This window comes from Enorma shizhengliae, assembly GCF_009676995.1.
Lineage (GTDB): Bacteria > Actinomycetota > Coriobacteriia > Coriobacteriales > Coriobacteriaceae > Enorma > Enorma massiliensis.
In genome coordinates this window covers 1-1476 of record NZ_VTFZ01000020.1, presented here as the reverse complement: position 1 = coordinate 1476, position 1476 = coordinate 1, and the positions used below count along the sequence as shown (strand labels likewise).

Here is a 1476-nt window from a genome sequence, read left to right as displayed (position 1 = left end):
CTGAACTGCGCCCCAAAACTTGGACGCGCTAAATGATAACCCCTAAGCCGCCTCCCGGAGGGCCCGCTCCCGGAACTCCACCGGGGTCAGCCCGCCCAGCTTCTTCTGGCGCCTCACGTGGTTCCAATGGTGTATGTAGGCCTCGAGGTCCGCCTTGAAGGACTCGAACGCGTCCCAGTCCCGCCCCCTGAAGAACTCGTCCTTGAGGTGCCCGAACACCTGCTCGGTCGCCCCGTTGTCGATGCAGTTGCCCTTGCGCGACATGCTCTGGGTGAAGCCGTTGCCGCGCAGGGCCGAGACGTAGAGGTCGTGCTGGTACTGCCACCCCATGTCCGAGTGCATGACGGGGCTCGCGCCCTCCGGCTTTGCCGCCATGAGCGCCTCCAGCATCTCCTCCTGCTGGGCGAGGTCCGGGTGCTCGGAGATCGACCACGCCACGATCTCCTTGCTCCCGAAGTCGTACGCCGGCGCGAGGTAGGCCCTGCCGAAGGAGAGCTTGAACTCGGTGACGTCGGTGCCCAGCTTCTGCCAGGGCCCGTCGGCGGAGAAGTCGCGGCCGATCACGTTCTCGAAGGTCTCGCCGACGGCGCCCCTGTACGAGCTGTACCCGTGGCGGTCGGCCTCCTTCCGGATGCGGCACCTCAGGCCCATCTCGTTCATCACCTTGAGCACCGTCTTGTCCGCTACCCGCACGCCGTCCACGGCCCGGAGCTCCATCGCGACCTGGCGGTGGCCGACCCCGTTCGGCAGCCTCCCGAAGATCTCGGCGACGCGCGGCCGGAGCTCGGGCCTGGTCGGGGCCTTCGGGTGCGCGAGGGCGTAGTAGTAGCTGGACCTGGCGAGGCCCGCCGCCTCGAGCAGGTCGGCGAGCGCGTGGCCCTGCCCTGAAAGCTCGGCGACCGCTAGGGCCTTCTCCCGGTTCGGGAGCGCCTCTCCGCCTTCAGGGCTATCGATTTTTTTAGGTACTCGACCTGCGCCTCGAGCTTCCGGACGCGGGCCTCGAGCTCCTGCTCGCGGGTCCTCGGGGCCGCCCTCGCGCCCGTTCCGCGCGGCCTGCCCCCGGACCTGGGACGGAGCGCCTCCGCGCCGCCCTCGCGGTACAGGCGGCACCACCGCTTGACCGTGGGGAGGCTCGCCACGCCGTGCCTGGCCATCGCCTCGGCCTGCGTCGAGCCCCCGTCGACCACCTCCCTCGCGACCGCGAGGCGCGTCTCGTAATCGTATGTCGGGCACTTCTTCCCCATGTTGAGCAGCACGTCCCTCCCGCAGGCCCGGTACGTCAGCTCCCATTCTCTCACGGTATCCGCCGGAGCGCCCGTCGCGGCCGCGACGGCGGCGGGGCGGAGCCCCTCGGCGAACATCGCCGCCGCCCGCTCCTTGGTGGCGCGGTCGTATCTCAGCCGCAGGTCGATCGCCATGCATGCCTCCCGTCTCCCGGATCAAGGTTTCCTTGTCCAAGAAACGGGGTGCGGTTCA

The 1476-nt window shown here is 69.3% G+C and carries 2 protein-coding genes; both read right to left on the bottom strand.

Annotated features, from left to right (window positions below):
- Positions 1-42 precede the first annotated feature (42 nt).
- Entirely contained in the window at positions 43-954 is a 912-nt protein-coding gene (locus GJE22_RS09890; protein WP_144688911.1) for an IS3 family transposase, read from the bottom strand.
- On the bottom strand, positions 903-1418 hold the full coding sequence (locus GJE22_RS10135; protein WP_019128453.1) for a helix-turn-helix domain-containing protein: 516 nt from the start codon (positions 1416-1418) through the stop codon (positions 903-905). The genes GJE22_RS09890 and GJE22_RS10135 overlap by 52 nt, the downstream gene beginning before the upstream one ends.
- Between the last annotated feature and the right edge of the window lie 58 nt (positions 1419-1476).